Below are 17,685 nucleotides of genomic sequence, written 5' to 3' on the forward strand. Positions count from 1 at the left end.
CAGGGCACGTCGTCCTGTGCCTTCGAGCCAAGAGTAATTCACACAGTTTCGACGTGGTTTATCGGGGGTGCTGTATCGGTGGATACAGTCCGATCGTCCCGCGGATCACACCTCGTCGGGGCCCTGCGGGCGCTTGAACAGGTCGGGCTCATGGCTGGCCTGCCGGGCCCGGGCACTGCGCACGGCATTCATGTTGGTCAGCGTCGAGTAGTCCTTGCCACGCTCCGGCTGGGCGACCCGCGTCGGCTTGCGGGCGGGTTCCGGCGTCGCCTTGGCCTTCGGCTTCGGCGCGGTCCGCGGTTCGGGGCGAATCTGGCTGGACGGCTGTTTGGCCCGCCCCGCGGAGACCGCGGCCACCGCGATCGCGGTGGTCACCGGCACCGCCAGCACCAGCCCGATCGAGCCCACCAGGGTGCGCACCAGTTCACCGGCGAACATCTCACCGGTGAGCACCTCGCCCAGCGGGCGCTGGTAGATGGTCAGCAGCAGCAGGATGGTCAGGATCGCACCGGCCGTCGCGAAGGCCGTGGTGTAGACCGTGGAGGCAATGTGATCACGGCCGATCCGCATGGCCCCGGTGAACAGGTCCTTGCGGCTGCGGCCGGTACCGGCCAGTTCCCAGACCGCGGAGGCCTGGGTGATGGTGACGTCATTCAGCACACCAAGACCGGCAATGATCACGCCGCACACCACCACCGAACTCAGGTGCATGCTGGGGGCGGCGGTGGCCAGTAGGAAGTCGTCCTCGCTGGAGACGCCGGTCAGGTGCGCCCACTTCGAGGCCCAGAAGCCCAGGCCGGCACTGATCGCCAGCCCGAACATGGTGCCCACCAGCGCGGTGGTGGTACGGGTGGAGAAGCCGTGGGCCGCGTAGAGCACCACGAACATGATCGCGGAGCTGGCGGTCAGGCCAACCAGCGTCGGATTGTGCCCGACGATCAGCGCCGGGAAGAGGAATTTGGTCATCACGAAACCGGCGAAGACCAGACCCAGCAGGGAGGCGAAGCCTCGCCAGCGGGCCACCGCCACCACCAGCACCGCGAACAGCGCCGCGAAGAAGATCAGTGGCATGCTGCGCTGGAAGTCGGCGAACTGGTAGCCGATGCTGCCGTCCTGGGGCGACGGCATCCGGTAAAGCTTCACCCCGTCGCCGGTCTTGATGCCGGATTCGTAGACCTCGGCGGTGACCTGCACCTCCTGCGTCTGGCCCTTGTCCGGCCCCTCGTCCAGATGGACGGCGAGCTTGGCGCACTGCCGGGTGTCATTGGCCACCGAGCCGGTCATCCCCTCACAGCTCACCTCGTTGACCATGGTCACCGTGCCCTTGGGCACGGTCACGCCGGGCACCATCACGCTGGAGGCATCGCTCTTGATGTGCGCCGGCACATTGCGCGGCCACAACCAGACCAGTGCGACGACGGTGAACACGGCGATCGGCACCAGGATGCTCACCATCCAGGCCAGGGCCCGACGCTCGGTCCGTCGCAGCTCGGGATCATCGCTGCGCGAGGATGCGTGGGAGTGTGCATGTGCCATGACGGGCCTAACCTTTGACCGATGAGTGACAAGACCGAACCGGAGCGCCTGCTCCCCGAGGGGCACCGGGTGGCGCCCGCAGACGCGGCCACCCTACCCAATCCCTCGCCGCTCACCCGGAGCATTCCGGGGGCGGCCGGTCGGCTGGGGATGTGCGTCGGGCGGCTGGCGCGCGGCCCCGGCGATCCGACCCATCGTCGGGTCGGGCAGGGCTGGTGGCGGGCCAGCAATACCCCTTGTGGTCCGGCGCTGCTGAGCCTGGCCGACGACGGGGCCGATGTGGCGGCGCGGGCCTGGGGCGCGGGGGCCGAGTGGGCGCTGGAGCAGCTGCCCCGGCTGCTGGGTTGTCACGATCAGCTGGACTTCAGGCCGCATCATCCTCTGCTGAAGGAATTGCTGCGACGCCATCCCCAGCTGCGGGTGGGCGCCACCGGTCTGGTCTGCGAGAGCCTGCTGCCGTCGGTGGTGGAGCAGAAGGTGACCGGCGCCGAGGCCTTCCGGGCGATCCACCGGCTGACCCGGTGCCATGCTTCGGTGGCGCCCGGCCCGGCCGGGGTGGCCGGTCATCCGGCCAGCGGGATGCTGCTGCCGCTGACCGCCGACCAATGGGCGGCGATCCCCAGCTGGGAGTATCTGTTGGCCGGGGTGGAGCAGAAGCGCTCCGCGACGCTGGTGGCTGCCGCTCGTCGCGGTCGGGCGGTGGAACGCACCCTGACCAGCGCCGACGCCGACGCGGCGCTGCGTTCGCTACCGGGGATCGGCCCGTGGACGTCGGCCCGCGCCCGGCAGCAGGCGCATGGCGACCCCGACGCGTGGAGCGTGGGGGACTACCACGTCGGCCGGGCGATCAGCTTTGCGCTGTGTGGCGAGCAACTGGATGACGACGGCTGCGCTGAACTGCTGGCGCCCTATGCCGGGCAGCGTTATCGGGTGGAGCTGTTGCTCTCCTTGGGTGGTCCGCGGATCGAGCGGCACGGGCCCCGACGTAGTCTGCCCACCCACCTGCCGTGATCCGGCAGGCGGGACCACCTCAGCCGGAGTGGGCTACGGCGGAATCCTGCGTGGCCGACACGGGCGCCGGCCTTGACCCGCTGCCCTGGCCGTCATCCTCGTGCTTCGGGTAGGGCCGGTTCTCCTCGTCGTCGTCGACGTCGTCAAGGTGCGGGAACGGGTCGGTGTCGTTCAGGTAGCGCAACCAGGACATCACGACGGCCATCACCGGCACGGCCAGCAGGGCGCCGACCAGGCTCCACAGGTAGCCGGCCAGGCTGACCCCGACGATCACCGCGTAGGGGTGGAGCGAGACGGCGCGCCCCATCAACAGGGGCTGCAGCACATTGCCCTCCAACTGCTGCACGGCCAGCACCACCAGCGCCATCAGCAGGGCCGTGGTGGGGCCGCCGGTGAACAGCGCGAGCACCACCGCCACGGCGCCGGAGGCGATGGCGCCGACGAAGGGGACGAAGGCCGAGACGAAGACCAGCATCGCCAGCGGAAGCGGGAAGGGCACCTTCAGCAGGGCGGCCCCGACGCCGATGCAGACCGCGTCGATCACCGCCACGATCACGGCCGTGCGGGCATAGAGTTCCAAGCTGCGCCAGCTGCGACGGGAGGCCTCGTACTGACGGGTGCGGGAGCGGGCGGGCACCAGCCAGAGCAGGTTGCTCCAGATCTTGGGGCCATCGCCCAGGAAGAAGAAGGCACTGATGACGCCCAACAGGGCCATCGCGAGCAGTTCACTGAGCGAGCCGCTGAAGGTCATCACGGTGCTGACGATGTTGGAGCTGTGACCGGCCAGCCATTCCTGACCCTTGTCGACGCCCTCGTCCAGCTGGGCATTGTCCAGGTGCAAGGGCCCGTCCCGCAGCCAGGCGGCCCCGTCGCGCAGCACATTCTGGGCCAGTTCGGTGATGCTGCCCATGTCTTCCAGCACCACGGTCAGCGCGTACCAGAGCACGGCGACGATGATCCCCAGGCTGGTGAGCAGCGCGATGGCGCCAGCCAGATAGCTGCCCAGATGAAGGCGACGACGCATCCACCGCACCACCGGGCTGAGCAGGGCAGTGAGCAACATCGCGATGGCGATCGGGATCAGTGCGAAGCGGGCCTGGCCGACCAGTCGGACCCCCACCCACGCGCAGGCCACGGTCACCAGGAAGGGCACGCCAAGGCGCAGGGCAAGGTCAAGCCCCCGCGCAGGGCGGGTCATGAGGTCAGTCTGTTCGGCACGGTGCACACCGCCAGCCTGCCTGCCGCCGACGCTCAGAACCAAGCCCACAAGGGCGTTCACACCCCAAGGGGTGGGCCTTTCCCACCCCGATGGAGGTGGTGGAGGGGGCGGTGTTGGGTGGTTACGCTCGGCAGCCTGCTGCCGACGACTTTCCGAGAACCGACCCCGAGATTCCTAGGAGATCCGGGCCCGCCGCGGAGCCTGGCCCCCAGGGCCGAGATCTGGAGGTCAGTTCTCGGAAGTGGACGACTGATCCACTTGCTGGGGAGTCGCCCTCCGGTTGCGATGGGCGGCGACGAGCGCAAGCAGGGCGCCGGCGACCAGCAGCGGCAGCCCCAGCCGCCAGGTGCTGGCCTCCACCCGGGTGGCCAGCACAAGGCAGGAGACCAGTCCGAGCACCGGGAGGATCGACGGCACCCGGAAGTGGCTGTGCGCCACCCGATCCCGGCGCAGGGCCAGCACCGCCAGGTTCGTGCTGGCAAAGACCACCAGCAGGAGCAGGACCAGGGTGGAGGCCAGCGTGGCCACCTCCCCGGTGAGCGCCAGCAGCAGCGAGAGGGCCGTGGTGACCAGGATCGCCACCCACGGCGTCTGCCGTCCGGGCAGGACCCTGCCCAGGACCGACGGCAGCAGCCCGTCGCGGGCCATGCCGTAGGCCAGCCGGGAGCTCATGATGCCGGTCAGCAGGGCGCCATTGGCCACCGCCACCAGCGCCACCAGGCTGAACAACACCGGAGGCACGCCCCCAGCGGTGCGGACCACCTCCAGCAGCGGGCCCGAGGATGCGGCCAGCTCGTCGGTGGGCAGGATCGCGCTGGCGGCCACCCCCACCCCGACATAGATCAGACCTGCCACCGCCAAGGCGCCGAAGAGCGCTCGCGGGTAGGAGCGGCTGGGGTCGCTGGCCTCTTCCGCCAGGTTGACCGAGGTCTCGAAGCCCACATAGGAGTAGAAGGCCAGGACGGAGGCGGCCAGGACGGCGCCGACCGGCCCGTGTTCCGCGGTCCCGAGCTGGGTCAGGCGGGTCAGATCGGCGCCACCGCGGGCCATCACCACGATGCCCAGGGCAAGGATCAGCAGCAGTCCGCTGACCTCGATCACGGTGGCCACGGCATTGGTGCCCATCGACTCCTTGATACCGCGCAGGTTCAGCGCCGCCAGCAGACCCAGGAAGACCGTCACCACCAGGGGTACGGGCAGACGGACGAATTCCGCCAGATAGTCGCCGGCGAAGCCCAGACTGAGCGCACCCACGGAGACGATGCCCGCGGCCAGCATGCAGAAACCCACCAGGAAGCCGACGACGTCACCGAAGGCCCGCTGGGCGTAGTGCGAGGAGCCGCCGGCACGGGGATACTTCGTCGCCAGCTCGGCATAGCTGCCCGCGGTCAGCAAGGCCAGCAGCAGGGCCGCCAGCAGCGGCACCCAGACGGCGCCGCCGGCGGTACCGGCCACCTCGCCGACCAGCACATAGACGCCCGCGCCGAGCACGTCACCCAGGATGAACAGGAAGAGCGCCCAGGTGCCGACTGAGCGACGAAGCGGCGTCGATTCCTGGTCAGCGGGGGAGGCAGCGAGGGGCTGGGAGGTGGCAGGCATGTGCCGAAGCCAACCAGCCCAGCGGCCGCGGCACACCACCCCAAAGGCGAGGAATTGCGCCGGATCAGTCCTTGATCGCGGGAATGGTGCCGGTGTCCTCGGGGCTGGACAGCTCCTCCTCGACGGTGCGGCCCGGCAGCCGCACGACGAATTCCGCGCCACCCTCGGCGGAACGTCGCGCCGTGACCTGACCGCCGTGTGCATTGATCGTGTGGGCGACGATCGACAGGCCCAGGCCGGTGCCGGGGGTGTTGCGCGCCCGGTCGGAGCGGTAGAAACGGTCGAAGACGTGCGGCAGGTCCTCGTCGGCGATGCCGGGGCCCTGGTCGGCGATCCGCAGGGTGTCCCCGTCCATGTGGACGTGGATGGTGCCATTGGGCGGCGAGAACTTCACCGCATTGTCCAGCAGGTTGGTGACCGCGCGCTCCAGGGTGTCCGGCTCACCGACCAGGAAGAGCGGGTTCAGCTCGACGTCGAAGTTCAGCCCCGGACCGCGACGCTTGGCGCGCACGATGGCCGATTCCACCACGTCGCGGAAGTCCAGCGGCTCCGGATTGGCGGTCACCCTGTCCTCCCGGGAGAGCTGCACCAGGTCACCCACCAGCGAGGTGAACTCGCCCAGCTGGGCGGCGATGTCGTGCAGGATCTCGCCCCGGGCGCCCTCCGGCAGCATGCCGCTCTTCTCGTCGGCCACCAACAGCTCGATATTGGTCCGCATCGACGTCAGCGGGGTGCGCAACTCGTGCCCGGCGTCGGCGATCAGCCGCTTCTGTCGTTCACGCGACGAGCTGAGCGAGTTCAGCATGGTGTTGAAGGATCGGGTCAGGTCACCCAGTTCGTCGTCGGAGTGGATCTCGATCGGAGTCAGCTCGTCGGTCTCGGTGACGTGGGCCACCGCGCCGGAAAGATTGCGCAGCGGGCGCATCGCTTGCCGGGCGGAGAGCCAGCCCAGGAAGATCGAGAGCAGCACGCCGATTCCGCCGGTGGTGATCATGGTCAGCCACAGCCAGTCCAGGGTCCGTTCGGTGGGGGCCAGTGGCCGGGCCATCACCAGGGCGTAGCGGTCCTCCTGGATGCTCTGCGGCACCGCGACCATCCGGTAGGAGACGCCATGGCCGTCGATCACGGTGCGGGCGGTTGTGCCCTGCTGGATTCGGGCCACGGCCAGTTCGTCGTCGCCGGGCTCCATCGGAGTGGAGGCTCCGTTGACCTGCTGCACCTTGCCGTCGCTGGCCAGCAGCATCAGGGTCACATTGGCGGCACGCAGGGCATCGGCGTTCAGCCCGCCCATGCTCTCCACGTCCTGCTCGATCTGCGCGGCGGAGAAGGAGGCGACGTCGATGAGTTCGTTGTCCAGCTGGTTGTACAGGCTGAACCTGGTCATCCAGTAGGCACCCGTGGACACCAGCATCACCGCGATGCTCACCGCGAGCACGGACAGCCACACCAACCGTCGGCTCAGCGACGCGCGGCGCGTCGTCCCGTTCCCCCAGGGGAGGAGCCGAGCCGCGTGGTCAAGGGGATTCACGATGAGGTGCCTGTCAGGAAGTGATGGGTCGCCGGGAGTTCACCCCGGCGGATCACGGCGGGGTTTCACGCAGCACGTAGCCGATGCCGCGCACCGTGTGGATCAGGCGCGATTCGCCCTCCGTCTCGGTCTTGCGACGCAGGTAGCCGATGTAGACCTCAAGGGAGTTGGCGGTGGTGGGGAAGTCGAAACCCCAGACCTCGTTCAACAGCCAGCCGCGCTCCAGCACCCGTCGGGGATGCTCCATGAAGACCTGCAGCAGGGCGAACTCGGTACGGGTCAGGCTGATCTTGCGCCCGCCACGGGAGACCTCGCGGGTCTGGGTGTCCAGGATCAGGTCGTCGAAGACCAGCGTCTCGCTGCCAGCCTCCCGCTCCGGGCGGGACCGCCGGGTCAGTGCCCGCACCCGGGCGAGCAATTCGTCCAGCGCGAAGGGCTTGACCATGTAGTCGTCGGCGCCGGCATCCAGCCCGTCCACCCGGTCACCGACGGCGTCGCGGGCGGTGAGGATCAGGATCGGCACGTCATTGCCGGTCTGGCGCAGCATCCGGGTGGTCTCCAGGCCATCCAGCCGGGGCATCATCACGTCCATGATCACGGCCTCGGCCTTGATCGCGGAGAGCTTGGCCAGCGCCTCCAGACCGTCGGCGGCGGTACTCACCTCATACCCGCTGTACTGCATGGAACGGGCCAAGGAGTCGCGGACTGCCTGGTCGTCGTCAACCACGAGGATGTGCATGAGGCATAGCTTGCCACCTCCCACCGACAATTCTCGACCGGAGGGTCGCCGGGTCTCAGTAACGCGTTGCTGGGCGACGCGTTCCCAGCGCGACGGCCAGCAACGCAAGGCCCACCAGCGACGCCGTCAGGGCCGTCACCCCCGGCCAGGCCCAGCCGCTCCACGCCCAGCCGGCCGCGGTCCCGGCCAGCGAACTGCCCAGGTAGTAGGCGAACAGGTAGAGCGACGCGGCCTGCCCGGTGCCCAGCCCGTGCTGGACCGCATTGGCGGCCACCCAGCCGCTGGCCACCCCGTGCGCGGCGAAGAAGCCGACGGTGATCAGCGACAGGCCCAGCACCACCAGCCACAACGGCCGGGCGGCGCTGACCGCGATCCCCGCCAGGTGGATCGCCAAGCCACCCAGGGCCACGGTTGCCATCCCATGCTCCTCGGCGGCCCGGCCCGCCCGGGCGGAACTCCAGGAGCCGAAGGCGTAGACCAGGAAGACCATGCCGGCCATTCCCACCGAGAGGTGGTACGGCGCCGACTCCAACCGGAAGCCCATCGCATTGAAGCAGGCGACGAAGGCCCCCATCCCGCAGCCGGAGAGCGTCATCAACGCCAGTTGCACCCGGTTGCGCAGCAGGGCGATGGTCTTGGCGGTCAGCCGCGACGGGTGCAGCGGCTGCGACGTGAAGTTGCGGCTGGGCGGTAGCAGGATCCGCACCGCAAGGGCGCAGGCCAGGGCCATCAGACCGATTCCGCCGATCGCCCACCGCCAGCCGAAGATCTCGGCCAGGGCCCCGCTGACCAGCCGGCCCGACATACCGCCCAGCGCCGTGCCGCCGATGTACAGACCGGTGGCTCTCCCCGCCGCTCCCGCGTCGATCTCCTCCCGGAGGTAGGCGACCGCAACCGCAGGCAGGCCAGCGACACAGGCGCCGAGCAGCGCCCGCAGGGCGAGCAGCAGCGGCCAGCTGGGGCTCAGGGCGGTCGCCAGGGTGACCAGGCTGCAGGCAAAGAGGCTGGTCAGCATCACCTTGGTGCGGCCGATCGCGTCGGAGATCGGGCCGAGGAAGAGCAGCGCAATGCCAAGCGTCACGGTGCTGGCGGAGACGCTCAGCGCCGTCTCGGCCGGGGTGATCCCGAAGACCGTGCCCAGCGTCGGCAGCAGCGGCTGGGTGCAGTAGAGGGTGGCGAAGGTCACCAGCCCGGCCAGGAAGAGCGCGACGGTGGTCCGCCGGTAGCCGCTCTCCCCGGGCCGGTGGCCGGTGCTGGTCACTTCTGGCGTGACGCGTCCTCGTCCACGGCTGCCTCGACGGGCTCGGCCATCGGGGGTGCGTCTGCCTCGGGCACGGTCTCGGCGACGATCGCCTCGGTCCCAACCGCGGTCGTGGAGTCGGCGTTGGTCTCAACCACGGTCCCCGAGCTTGTCGAGGGGTCATCCGCAAGCGCGTCCGTGCCGATCCCTTCCGCGAAGGCCGCATCCGGGGTGCTGGTCTCCACCGGGCCCGACGGCAGCCCGCCGAAGGCCTCCAGCAAGGGCTGCGCGGGTTCGGTCTCGGGGGCCTCGACGGGCTCGGCCATCGTGGTCCCGTCGGCTTCGGGCTGGGGCTCAGCCATGGTCCCCGAGCTTGTCGAGGGGTTCTCCTCAGATTCGGCCTCGATGGCAGCAGCCTCGGCGGCGGCAACCGCGGCCAAGCGCTCGGCCTCGGCCTTCTCCGCGGCCACGCGCTCGGCCTCCTGCTCGGCCGCGCGGCGCTCGGCCTCGGCCTTCTCCGCGGCCACGCGCTCGGCCTCGGCCTTCTCCGCGGCCACGCGCTCGGCCTCGGCCTTCTCCGCGGCCACGCGCTCGGCCTCCGCCTTCTCGTCGGCGATCCGCTGCTTCTCCGCATCGCGTTCGGCCCGGGCCTTCTCCTCGGCCTCGATCCGTTCGGCCTCCACGCGTCGCTGCTCGGCCAGCTCGGCCTGGCGGGCCTCGCGCGCTGCCGCAAGCTGGCGCTCCTTCTCGGCCTGCTCCTCGGCAGCCTTGCGCTCCGCCTCGCGTCGCGCCTCGGCCTCCGCGCGGGCCGCTTCGCGTTCGGCGGCCAGGAATCCCTCATGGCGCTCCAGCTCGGCCTTGCTGGATTCATGGCGCACCACGATCGCGGTGCCCTCCTTGGTCAGCCAGTGGATTCGCTGCTGGCCCTCGACGACGGTGCGTCCGCTGACCGGGTCGATCACCAGGCAGGTGCCCTCGTCGATCGAGACGACGGTGGTCACCTCGCCCTTCTCCAACGCGGCCAGCCCGGAACCCAGCCCGGCGACGTCCCCATGCACGTCGACGGCGGGGCCGATCAACCCCAGCCCCTCGCGCATCTCGAACTCTTCCAGACCCTCGCCCCACACCTCGGGGACGATCTGGCGGCCCCGGAACTTCCAGCCGCCCACGATGGCCCGCTTGCCCACCACCATTGCGCCGGCGGAGAAGCCCAGATAGGGCACCCCGCGACGCACCAGCTTGGCGATCAGATCCCGGTGCGGACGCAGCGCATCCAGGTAGCCGGGGGTCCAGCCGCCGGCCACCACCAGAGCTGCGAGTTCCTCGGGTGCCTCGGGCCAGGCCGTGGTGTTCTGCGACGCATCCGGCTCGTCATCCAGCCAGACCGGCACGATCTCCGCCTCCGGCCAGCGCGCGCTGATCGGATCCGCGTACCCGGCCAGTGCGTCGCCCACCTCCTCCTGGGTACCCAGCAGGGCGATCGCAATCCGGGTGCCACGCTTCTTTGCGGACTCGACGAACTGGTCGTGGACGCTGTCTAGGGTGTCGGCGGGGCCGCCTCCGACGAGGTACATGGTCATGCAGCCAGACTAGTCAGCGCTCTGGCTTGGGGGAACCTGAGCTGACCCCGCTCACTCCTAACCTGTCCTCGACGCCCGCGAAAGGAAGCCCATGCCCCAGCCTGCCGATGCCCTGCACACGTCCCGCGCGAACCTGGTGGTCAAGCCCAGCAACCTCCTGGAGACGGTGTTGGCCTGGCAGCCGCTGCAGCTGCTCACGGGCATCTACGGAACCATCAGCCTGGGCGGTCACCTGTATGTCACGCCCACCGAACTCACCTTCATCCCGCACGCGGTCAACGCGTCGCACACCGAGCTGCACATCCCGCTGGGTGACATCACGGATCTGCGGACGCAGCAGAAGCTGATCGCCGCGTTGCTGATCGTCACCACCGTCACGGGCGAGGAGCTCCGGCTGGTCAGCTGGAAGCGTGACGAGGTCATCTCCGCGGTGCACCAGGCACGCGGCACCACGCCGGCGACCTGATCCTGTTTCCCGGGCAGCCGGTTCTCTCAGCGACTCAGGCCAGGGATTCCAGTTCATCCAGAATCCGAGGTGCTGCCGACTTCAGCCTTGGGTCAGTGAGTCCAAGACGGTGGCGGAGGCAGACAGACCCAGCCGGGTGGCGCCTGCGGCAACCATGGCCAACGCGGTCCGGCCGTCCCGGATGCCACCGGATGCCTTGACACCTAGCCGTGGTGACACCGTCTTGGCCATCAGCTCCACCGCATGCACGCTGGCGCCTCCAGCTGGGTGGAAGCCGGTGCTGGTCTTGACGAAGTCCGCACCCGCGTCCTCTGCCGCTTGGCATACGCGCACGATGGTGTCGTCGTCCAGGGCAGCCGACTCGATGATCACCTTCAGCACCACTGGGGCCGGGACAGCCTCGCGCACGGTACGGATCTCCGCCTCGACCAGATTGAAGTGACCCTCGAGAGCGTGCCGCAAGTTGATCACCATGTCGATCTCGTCGGCTCCCGCTCGCGCGGCCTGTCCCGCCTCGTATGCCTTTGTCTCAGCCGAGTGGGCCCCGGAAGGGAAGCCGCACACCACCGCCAGCTTGAGACCGTTCGGCACAGCGATTGGGAGGTGGCTCGGGGAAAGGCACACGGAGTAGGTGCCCAGCGCCGCAGCCTCATCGATAAGCAGACGGATCTGTTCGAGTGTCGCCTCGGGCTTCAGCAGGGTGTGGTCGATCATCCGGGCGAGTTCGGGGCGAGTGGGGAAGCTGGTCATGTCTGTTCCTTTCATTGGGCTGGCACCGCATCATCGAGCAACGTCGTGGCTGTCCGCTGGTCAGTTACCAGCACGGTGCAGATTTTCTGATTGAGGGTGGCGCGGGCAATGGCGACTTTCTCGGGGCCTGCGCACACCCCGATCGAGATCGGGATTGCACGAATATCGGCAAGGTCGAGGCCGATGGTGCGGGACTGCAGGTCCTCGTCTACTGGTTCGCCGTGGCAGTTGAGGAATCTGGCCAGCACGTCGCCCACGGCCCCGCGTTCCCGGAGTCGATCAATCTGCTGGGCGGTGAGGCATCCTGACTGCACCAGAACGGATTCTCGAGTGGCGGCTCCCAGCGAGAACACGATCGCTTCGGCTGTGCGTGCGAGCTCCAGAACTCCCCTGATGGCCGGTTCGCGACGCAGTGCAGGTGCCAGCGCTAGGGAATCGATGATCGCTGGGGCCGGAAGGAAGACCGGGGTACCGTTCGACTGCCGGGCCAATCGGGTGATGACCGAGGCCGGGTCGCCCCACCCCGGGTGGCTCAGGCCGCCGTTGGCCTGAACCACTGTTGCCCGCTCGGTCCACATTGAGGGAACTTGTTCAGCCAGTGCGGTCATCGTGTAGCCCCAGGACGCCGCGACGATCCGAGGACCGGGTGAGAGGTCGGCCAGCGCATCCGCAGCTGCTCCCGCAACCAGACGCAGGTTGTCCTCGTGCTGGGCAGCCCCGGGCACAACGATGCTGGCCTGCAGTGCGAAGCGTTCCACCATGGCCTCCTCCAAGTCGTGACAGCGGGCCCGGGGGTGAACTATTCGGATCTGCACGACGCCGCGACGCTTGGCCTCGGCGAGCAGTCGCCCCACCTGCCAGCGAGTCAAGTGAAGTCGCAGGGCCACCTCCTGCTGAGTCAGGTCTCGCTCGTGGTAGAGCTCAGCCGCCCGTAGCAGGAGGTGGTCGTACTTGTCATCGCGTCGCGACATTGCTCAGATCGCGCCGTTGGGGAGGAAGAGGACCTTCGACGAGATAACGCTGCGTTCGGCCATCTGCTTGATCAGCACCGGCACCTGGTCCAGGGGCTCCTGATGGGTGATCATGAACTCCCACCGCAGATTCCCGCGGGCCATCTGATCTAGCGACGTGGTCCACTCGGCGCCCGGGAAGGGGGCAGAGAAGGAGTTCCACGAGCCGCAGATGTTGATCTCCAAGCGCATCAGCCGCGCCCAGGAAGCGTCACTTATGGTGATGTCCTTGTTGGGGATTCCGATGAGCACCACGTCGCCATGCCGCGCGGCCATTCCGACCGCTTGGTCCACCACGGTCGGTACCCCGGAGGTCTCGATCACGACATCGAACCCGTTGTCCATCAAGGGTTCCAGTTCTTCTCGGGTGATGGGAGCATGGTCGGCCCCGGCCTGCCGGGCGAGTTCTGCCTTCTCGGGGGCCACGTCGACGGCGACGATCTCGCCGGCGCCCATGATTCGGGCCCACTGCACAGCGAACAGGCCAATCGGGCCGCCACCGCCCAACACCGCCACCCGGTGTCCGGCCCGCAGCTGCGTCCGCCAGATGGCGTGCAGTGCGATGGCTGCGGGGTCCACCATCGCCGCGGCGCGCGGGTCCAGACCGGCGGGAACTTTCAGCAACAGGTGCGCGGGGCCAGCCACATACTCGGCGTAGGCGCCGTGCCGACGCGATCCGTAGTAGTCGTAGTTCTCACACAGGCTGAACTGGCCCTGCGCACACGGCGGGCAGTCGAAGCAGGGCAGCATCGGAGGAACCGTCACCAGGTCCCCAACGGCCAGGTCGGTGACGCCCGAGCCCACCTCCTCGATCCATGCACTGAACTCGTGACCACAGATCAAGGGCAGCTTGTGCGGGCCCTTTTTGAACATCCGGGCCAGGTCGGACCCGCACACGCCGCAGGCAGCGACCTTCATCAGCACCTCGCCCTTGCCGGGAGAGGGCACCTCCATCTGCTCGATGCGGATGTCGTCCACCGCGTGCATCATGGCGACTTTCATCATTCTGGGCATACTCTTCTCTCTGCTCGGTCAGGCTTCTTCGAGGTGGCGGGTCATGTCGCGCATCAGCTCGCGCATTGCGTCGTAGGTCTTCAGATAGGCGTGGTAATTGTGCTGGTAGGCCTCGTGGGCCGCCGCATCTGGCTCAATCACCGCAACTGTGTGGACCATCTCCCGGGCGGCGGCAGGCAGATCGGGGTAGACACCGGCGCCAACGGCGGCCATCATGGCGGAGCCCAGAACCGGGCCTTCCCGGACATCGGTGAAGGTCATCGGCACATTGGTCACGTCGGCGTGCATCTGCATCCACAGCCGGGACTTGGCCGGGCCGCCCGAGACGACGACGCTCTCCGGCGGGTAACCATTGGTGCGCATCACGTCGAAGATGCTCTGGGTGCCGAAGCAGACGCCCTCCATGATCGCTCGGAACATGTGCCCCTCGGTGTGGCCCAGGCTGAGCCCCCAGAACATCCCTCGAGAACGAGCATCGGAGTAGGGGGCGCGATTGCCCTGGAAATGGTCCAGGAGGATCAAGCCATCGGAGCCGATCGGTACTTGGCCAGCCAGTTCGTCGAGCACCTGGTAGGGGTCTCGGCCCTCCGCAGCCGCCCGTGCGCTGGCAATCGGTGCGAGTGTGTTCTTGAACCAGGCGACGACACTGCCGGTGGAGGACTGGCCGCTCTCGACGGTGTATTCACCTTGGATCACCGCGTCGGTGAAGGAACCCCAGATCCCTTGGGCGTGCACCGGTGTCTTCGACTGCCCGATCATCACGTGGCTGGAGCCGGTGATCAGCGCCATCTTCCCGGGCTCGACGACTCCGAGGCCGATCGCGCCGGCGTAAGCGTCAATCGCGCCCTCGGCCACCGGTGTCCCGGGTTTGAGGCCCAGTTCGTGGGCTATCTGGGGGCGCAGGCCGCCAACCACCTCGCCGATCGGCAGCAAGTTCTTGGGGAACTTGTCCAACACTCCCTCGGCGCCTGCCTTCTGGTACAGACCCACTGGCCAGCCCCCGGTGTCACCGTCGTAGAAGTACTTGCCAGCTGCGTGGTTGAGCGACATTGCCCACTCTCCGGTGAGCTTGTTCACCAGCCAGTCCGTACAGTCGCAGATCACCGCGGCCCGGTCAAAGACCTCGGGCTCATTCCTGGCGATCCACATGGTCTTGGGCGCGCCCCATTCAGCGGACACCGGGCCAAAGCCCGAGTACTTCAAAGCCTCGTCGCCGGTAGCGGCCAGAGCGTCCGCCTCGGCTGCGGCACGGACATCCATCCAGAGCAGGGCGGGGCGCAGGTGCCGGTCGTCAGCGTCCATCGCGACCACCGTTGCTGCTGTGGAGTCGACACCGATTCCGACGATGTCTTCGGGAACGACCTTGCCGGCTGTCATGGCCCCGCGCACCGCCTCGATGATGCAGCGCCACCACTCGTCGGGATCCTGCTCGGCGCGGCCAGGGCGGGGGAAAGCCGTTCGCCACTCGGTGGCGAAGACAGCGATTTGCCTACCCGCTGGGTCGAAGATCCCGGCTCGTGCACCGCCGGTGCCCATGTCGATGCCGAGGAGAAGTTGTTGTGCGCTCATGCTTTCCACCTCACGAAATCAGCGTTGATCACGCGACTGTTGTGGCGGCTTTGCCACCCGTCCAGAGTGCGGCGGAGCAGCGGCGGGTCACAACGGCCCAGCTGGTTTTGCTCAAGTGAGCAGCGTGGGCGCGTTGAGGCGCGGCCCGAGGTCTATTTCACTTCAAGCTCGTCCAGGATTCTGGGCACGGCCCGCTCGATCGCGGCCATCGTGGCGTGGAAGCCGTCCATTCCGCCGTACCACGGGTCGGGCAGCCCGTCGCCGGCCGAGGCCTCGGGGTCGTATTCACTGAACAGGTGCAGATTCTCGGCCTCGGGCACCAGGCGTCGCATCCGGTCGACGTGGTACTGCTCGGCGGCCACCACCAGATCCGCCTCCCGGATCTCCCGGGCGGTGATCTGGTGCGCCCGGTGGTTCGACGTGTCATGGCCTGCCGCCTTCAACACCCGCACCGCGCGTGGATCGATCGGGGCGCCGTGTTCCTCGTCGCTGACGCCGGCGGAGGTGATCTCCACCTCCAGCCCACGCTCCGCGGCCTGGGCGCGAGCCACGCGTTCGGCCATCGGTGAGCGGCAGATGTTGCCGTGGCAGACCATGATCACCTTCATCGCTCGTCCCCCTTCAGCACGCCGCCGACCAGTGCACTGACCACGCTGATCACCATGGAGCCGATCAACGCCGGCATCCAGCCGGTGACCCGCCAGGGCTGGCCCAGTTGCGTCGCGGCCCAGCTGGTGAGCATCAGCATGCCCGCGTTCACCACCCACAGGAAGAGGCCCAGGGTGAGGATCACCAGCGGGAAGGAGAGCAACTTCAGGATCGGCTTCACCAAGGTGTTCAGCACGCCGAAGATCACGGCCACCACCACGATCACCAGCGCCCGCTGCGGAAGCGAGCCGCCCTGCATGACGATTCCCGGAACCAGGAAGGTGGCCAGCGCCAGTGCGGCGGCATTGGCAAGCAGTCGAGTAAGCATGCCTTCAGCCTGCCACGCTCAGCCCGGGCTGGTCCGTCGTCGCAGACAGGCCCGCACCAAACGCGTCCACCTGGTCACGAACGGCGCGACGCCGGTTGCCCGCGCCGCGCGAGGCACCCCGCGCCGATCTTGGTTCGTCACGCCCGAAATGCCGGGCGCGACCAACACCGCCGGGCGCGCCGTGCACGATGCGGCGCGACGTGACGCCCGCCCATCCATCCTGTGCCGGTGCTGCGGTCGAGGCCAGGTGCCCGCGTCCGATTGACCCCCATGGGACCGGCTGGGCGGCGGATTCCGAGAATCGACCTCCAGATTCGGGCCAGGGAGTGGGGTGCCCGCTCAGGACCTGAGGTCGGGCCAAAGTCTGGCGGTCGATTCTCGGAATCGGATCGATTGAGGTGCGGGCTGCCTGAGAGAATGGCCCCTCATGGACGCACGCAAGGGAGCACAGATGAGCCTCAAGGGCCGCAACTTCATCAAGGAAGCCGATTTCACGCCCGACGAATGGCTGGAACTACTGGATCTGGCCGCCGAGCTGAAGGCCGCCAAGAAGGCTGGTGCCGAGACCAAGCGCCTGCAGGGCAGGAACATCGCGTTGATCTTCGAGAAGACCTCCACCCGCACCCGCTGCTCCTTCGAGGTGGCGGCCTTTGACCAGGGTGCGCACACCACGTACCTGGACCCCAGCGGTTCCCAAATCGGCCACAAGGAATCCATGGCCGACACCGCCCGCGTGCTGGGCCGGATGTTCGACGGCATCGAGTACCGCGGCTTCGGCACCGAGGGCGTGCAGATCCTGGCCGACCAGGCCGGCGTGCCCGTTTGGAATGGGCTGACCAACGAATGGCACCCCACCCAGATGCTCGCCGACCAGCTCACCATGCGTGAGCACTGCGCCAAGCCGCTCAACCAGATGACCCACGCCTACCTTGGTGACGCCCGCTACAACATGGGCAATTCCTGTCTGGTCTCCGGCGCCATCGTCGGGATGGACATCCGGATCGTCGCCCCCCAGGAATTCCAGCCGGAGGCCTGGGTGGTGGAGATCGCCCAGACGATCGCCAAGACCACCGGCGCCACGATCACCATCACCGACGACGTCACCGCCGGGGTGAAGGGCTGTGATTTCATCTCCACCGACGTCTGGGTCAGCATGGGCGAGCCCAAGGAGGTCTGGCAGGAGCGGATTGCGGCACTCAAGCCCTACCAGGTCAACGCCGAGGTGATGGCAGCCACCGGCAACCCCGACTGCAAGTTCCTGCACTGCCTGCCCGCCTTCCACGACCGCAACACCACCGTGGGGGAGGACATCTTCCAGGCCACCGGAATGGATGCGCTGGAGGTGACCGACGAGGTCTTCGAGGGCCCGGCCTCGGTGGTCTTCGACCAGGCCGAGAACCGGATGCACACCATCAAGGCAGTGATGGTGGCGACGCTGGGTTCCTGAT

General features: G+C 68.2%; 16 protein-coding genes. 3 read left to right on the forward strand and 13 right to left on the reverse strand.

The genetic code is table 11. From position 1 onward, the window contains the following. Window positions 1-105: 105 nt before the first annotated feature. Window positions 106-1,536, reverse strand: coding sequence for a YibE/F family protein (locus AAEX57_RS00470; RefSeq protein WP_342090268.1), 1,431 nt, complete (start codon window positions 1,534-1,536; stop codon window positions 106-108). A gap of 21 nt (window positions 1,537-1,557) precedes the next feature. Here AAEX57_RS00470 and AAEX57_RS00475 point away from each other — a divergent pair, with 21 nt between their 5' ends. Continuing rightward, the gene (locus tag AAEX57_RS00475) at window positions 1,558-2,547 is read left to right on the forward strand and encodes a DNA-3-methyladenine glycosylase family protein (RefSeq protein WP_342090269.1); all 990 of its coding nucleotides are present in this window, start codon (window positions 1,558-1,560) and stop codon (window positions 2,545-2,547) included. A gap of 19 nt (window positions 2,548-2,566) precedes the next feature. Here AAEX57_RS00475 and AAEX57_RS00480 read toward each other — a convergent pair whose 3' ends face one another. The 6 genes from AAEX57_RS00480 to AAEX57_RS00505 all read right to left on the reverse strand — a co-directional run bounded on the left by AAEX57_RS00480 (window position 2,567) and on the right by AAEX57_RS00505 (window position 10,452). Then, entirely contained in the window at window positions 2,567-3,745 is a 1,179-nt protein-coding gene (locus AAEX57_RS00480; protein WP_342090270.1) for an AI-2E family transporter, read from the reverse strand. Between the two features lie 249 nt (window positions 3,746-3,994). Next, window positions 3,995-5,365, reverse strand: coding sequence for an APC family permease (locus AAEX57_RS00485; protein ID WP_342090271.1), 1,371 nt, complete (start codon window positions 5,363-5,365; stop codon window positions 3,995-3,997). Between the two features lie 64 nt (window positions 5,366-5,429). Next, the gene (locus AAEX57_RS00490) at window positions 5,430-6,776 is read right to left on the reverse strand and encodes a sensor histidine kinase (RefSeq protein WP_342090368.1); all 1,347 of its coding nucleotides are present in this window, start codon (window positions 6,774-6,776) and stop codon (window positions 5,430-5,432) included. 169 nt (window positions 6,777-6,945) lie between these two features. After that, a complete protein-coding gene (locus AAEX57_RS00495) occupies window positions 6,946-7,632 on the reverse strand; it encodes a response regulator transcription factor (protein ID WP_342090272.1) in 687 nt (228 codons plus the stop codon). 55 nt (window positions 7,633-7,687) lie between these two features. Beyond that, window positions 7,688-8,893, reverse strand: coding sequence for an MFS transporter (locus AAEX57_RS00500; RefSeq protein ID WP_342090273.1), 1,206 nt, complete (start codon window positions 8,891-8,893; stop codon window positions 7,688-7,690). Beyond that, window positions 8,890-10,452: a hypothetical protein gene (locus AAEX57_RS00505; RefSeq protein ID WP_342090274.1), complete on the reverse strand. Its 1,563-nt coding sequence runs from the start codon at window positions 10,450-10,452 to the stop codon at window positions 8,890-8,892. The genes AAEX57_RS00500 and AAEX57_RS00505 overlap by 4 nt, the downstream gene beginning before the upstream one ends. A 91-nt stretch (window positions 10,453-10,543) precedes the next feature. Between AAEX57_RS00505 and AAEX57_RS00510 the strand changes: the two genes are divergently transcribed. Next, complete coding sequence (locus AAEX57_RS00510; protein WP_342090275.1) at window positions 10,544-10,918, forward strand: hypothetical protein; 375 nt, start codon at window positions 10,544-10,546, stop codon at window positions 10,916-10,918. Between the two features lie 81 nt (window positions 10,919-10,999). Here AAEX57_RS00510 and deoC read toward each other — a convergent pair whose 3' ends face one another. From deoC to AAEX57_RS00540, 6 genes are all read right to left on the reverse strand, one after another. After that, the gene (gene deoC, locus AAEX57_RS00515; RefSeq protein ID WP_342090276.1) at window positions 11,000-11,668 is read right to left on the reverse strand and encodes a deoxyribose-phosphate aldolase; all 669 of its coding nucleotides are present in this window, start codon (window positions 11,666-11,668) and stop codon (window positions 11,000-11,002) included. 11 nt (window positions 11,669-11,679) lie between these two features. Beyond that, window positions 11,680-12,639, reverse strand: coding sequence for a sugar-binding transcriptional regulator (locus AAEX57_RS00520; protein ID WP_342090277.1), 960 nt, complete (start codon window positions 12,637-12,639; stop codon window positions 11,680-11,682). Window positions 12,640-12,642: 3 nt separating this feature from the next. Next, complete coding sequence (locus AAEX57_RS00525; protein WP_342090278.1) at window positions 12,643-13,683, reverse strand: galactitol-1-phosphate 5-dehydrogenase; 1,041 nt, start codon at window positions 13,681-13,683, stop codon at window positions 12,643-12,645. 27 nt (window positions 13,684-13,710) lie between these two features. After that, the gene (locus AAEX57_RS00530) at window positions 13,711-15,261 is read right to left on the reverse strand and encodes an FGGY-family carbohydrate kinase (protein ID WP_342090279.1); all 1,551 of its coding nucleotides are present in this window, start codon (window positions 15,259-15,261) and stop codon (window positions 13,711-13,713) included. Window positions 15,262-15,413: 152 nt separating this feature from the next. Then, window positions 15,414-15,869 (reverse strand): low molecular weight protein-tyrosine-phosphatase, encoded by a 456-nt coding sequence (locus AAEX57_RS00535; RefSeq protein WP_342090280.1) that lies wholly within the window; start codon window positions 15,867-15,869, stop codon window positions 15,414-15,416. Next, window positions 15,866-16,237, reverse strand: a complete 372-nt coding sequence (locus AAEX57_RS00540; RefSeq protein ID WP_342090281.1) for a phage holin family protein — start codon at window positions 16,235-16,237, stop codon at window positions 15,866-15,868. Before AAEX57_RS00540 ends, AAEX57_RS00535 begins: the two co-directional genes overlap by 4 nt. Before the next feature lie 427 nt (window positions 16,238-16,664). Here AAEX57_RS00540 and argF point away from each other — a divergent pair, with 427 nt between their 5' ends. Then, on the forward strand, window positions 16,665-17,684 hold the full coding sequence (argF, locus tag AAEX57_RS00545) for an ornithine carbamoyltransferase (RefSeq protein WP_446721041.1): 1,020 nt from the start codon (window positions 16,665-16,667) through the stop codon (window positions 17,682-17,684). The last annotated feature ends 1 nt before the right edge of the window (window position 17,685 follow it).

This window comes from Luteococcus sp. H91 (assembly GCF_038433135.1).
Lineage (GTDB): Bacteria > Actinomycetota > Actinomycetes > Propionibacteriales > Propionibacteriaceae > Luteococcus.

What these genes read in the sequence shown, in the direction of transcription:
- AAEX57_RS00470 (WP_342090268.1), bottom strand. Translation starts at nt 1,536, where the DNA reads ATGGCACATGCACACTCCCACGCATCCTCGCGCAGCGATGATCCCGAG.
- AAEX57_RS00475 (WP_342090269.1), top strand. Translation starts at nt 1,558, where the DNA reads ATGAGTGACAAGACCGAACCGGAGCGCCTGCTCCCCGAGGGGCACCGG.
- AAEX57_RS00480 (WP_342090270.1), bottom strand. Translation starts at nt 3,745, where the DNA reads ATGACCCGCCCTGCGCGGGGGCTTGACCTTGCCCTGCGCCTTGGCGTG.
- AAEX57_RS00485 (WP_342090271.1), bottom strand. Translation starts at nt 5,365, where the DNA reads ATGCCTGCCACCTCCCAGCCCCTCGCTGCCTCCCCCGCTGACCAGGAA.
- AAEX57_RS00490 (WP_342090368.1), bottom strand. Translation starts at nt 6,776, where the DNA reads ATGCTGGTGTCCACGGGTGCCTACTGGATGACCAGGTTCAGCCTGTAC.
- AAEX57_RS00495 (WP_342090272.1), bottom strand. Translation starts at nt 7,632, where the DNA reads ATGCACATCCTCGTGGTTGACGACGACCAGGCAGTCCGCGACTCCTTG.
- AAEX57_RS00505 (WP_342090274.1), bottom strand. Translation starts at nt 10,452, where the DNA reads ATGACCATGTACCTCGTCGGAGGCGGCCCCGCCGACACCCTAGACAGC.
- AAEX57_RS00510 (WP_342090275.1), top strand. Translation starts at nt 10,544, where the DNA reads ATGCCCCAGCCTGCCGATGCCCTGCACACGTCCCGCGCGAACCTGGTG.
- deoC (WP_342090276.1), bottom strand. Translation starts at nt 11,668, where the DNA reads ATGACCAGCTTCCCCACTCGCCCCGAACTCGCCCGGATGATCGACCAC.
- AAEX57_RS00520 (WP_342090277.1), bottom strand. Translation starts at nt 12,639, where the DNA reads ATGTCGCGACGCGATGACAAGTACGACCACCTCCTGCTACGGGCGGCT.
- AAEX57_RS00525 (WP_342090278.1), bottom strand. Translation starts at nt 13,683, where the DNA reads ATGATGAAAGTCGCCATGATGCACGCGGTGGACGACATCCGCATCGAG.
- AAEX57_RS00530 (WP_342090279.1), bottom strand. Translation starts at nt 15,261, where the DNA reads ATGAGCGCACAACAACTTCTCCTCGGCATCGACATGGGCACCGGCGGT.
- AAEX57_RS00535 (WP_342090280.1), bottom strand. Translation starts at nt 15,869, where the DNA reads ATGAAGGTGATCATGGTCTGCCACGGCAACATCTGCCGCTCACCGATG.
- AAEX57_RS00540 (WP_342090281.1), bottom strand. Translation starts at nt 16,237, where the DNA reads ATGCTTACTCGACTGCTTGCCAATGCCGCCGCACTGGCGCTGGCCACC.
- argF (WP_446721041.1), top strand. Translation starts at nt 16,665, where the DNA reads ATGGACGCACGCAAGGGAGCACAGATGAGCCTCAAGGGCCGCAACTTC.